The 1,233-nt window shown below is 67.6% G+C and carries 1 protein-coding gene; it reads right to left on the bottom strand.

Annotation, left to right across the window (positions count from 1 at the left end; all coding sequences use genetic code 11):
- Nucleotides 1-1,233, bottom strand: a 1,233-nt coding sequence (locus ENSA7_RS44840; protein WP_181234628.1) for an RHS repeat domain-containing protein, incomplete at both ends; no start/stop codon positions are given.

Genomic DNA, 1,233 nt, shown 5'->3' with positions numbered 1-1,233 from the left:
AGCAGCTCGGCCTGCGGATAGTGAATCTCGGCGAGCCGATCAAACCCGTCGTACTCGAACTCGAGCTCGAAGCTCTCGCCCGCGATGACCTTGGTCAGCGCCTCGACCCGACCAAACGCGTCGTACTCGAATGACTGCTCATGGCCATCGGCGCTCATGCTGGCGTCGAGCTGGCCGATGAACTTCTGATCAAAGCTCCAGATCGTCAGTCCGTCGGTGTCGCTGCGCGTGACCACGCGGCCGAGCGGGTCGCGGTGCAGCGAGACTTCGTTCTCATTGCCGTCGACGAACAGCTCGAGCTCACCGTGGCCGTTATAGAAGTAGTTGCGCAGGCCTTCGCTGGGATCGTGGCTGGTGACCAGGCGGCCCAGATCATCGTGGACGAAGCGCTTGATCGTCGGCGGCGCCTCGCCCTCGTCGACGCTCGGCGCCGCCCGACCCACGCAGTCCGGCCGCACCAGGGTCGGCTGCTCCCAGGCGCCGTAGTCGAAGCACAGCAGCTCTTCGTCCGGGCTCCCGAGCGCGCGGGTGCTCTGAACCACGCGGCCGCCGAGATCCCGGCGGGTGACCGTGATCATCCCGCCCAGGTCCTCGTGGACCCGCTCGAGGCCATCATGAACCCACGCCTCGGACGTGTCGTCGGGCAGCCTGTGGCGGATCAGCCGATCCGCGAAGTCATACTCGTAGCGATCCACCCCGTCGGGCTGCAGCCCGTAGATCGTCGGCAGGCTGACCCGCGTCACGCGGCCGAGTCGGTCATAGCGGGTGGTCACGTCCCGCGCGACGCCGTCGTGCCCGGGGCTGCGCGTCAGGATCACGCGACCGAGCCGATCATACTGCGCGAGGTCGTAGCCATGGCCAGCGGTGTCTTGGCGGATCTGCATCACCGCACCGCTGAAGTTGGGACCCAGCATCTCGTAGCTGAAGGTCGTCTCGTCGCCGCGCGGGGTCAGACCGGCGAAGCTCCGCAGGCCGGTCACGTGGCCGAGGCCGTCGTAGTCGGCGACCTTGCGCAGGCCGTTGGGATCCGTCGCTTCGATCGCTACGCCCAAGCCGGGATCCCAGCGCAGCGTCGAGCTGTGCCCGAGCGCGTTCGACCCCTGGATCGGGAACACGCCCTCGTCGTCGTAGCTGACCGTGCTGCCGCGCTGCTCGCCGTCGGAGTCGGTTGCGGTCTGGCTGATCAGGTTGCCGTGGGCGTCGTAGCTGCGGCTGGTGTGCAAGAACAGCTCG

Origin of the sequence: Enhygromyxa salina, from assembly GCF_002994635.1 — a bacterium.
GTDB classification, from domain to species: domain Bacteria; phylum Myxococcota_A; class Polyangia; order Nannocystales; family Nannocystaceae; genus Plesiocystis; species Plesiocystis salina_B.
Note: the sequence above shows the minus strand (reverse complement) of the source record. Positions and strands in the feature narration are given on the sequence as shown.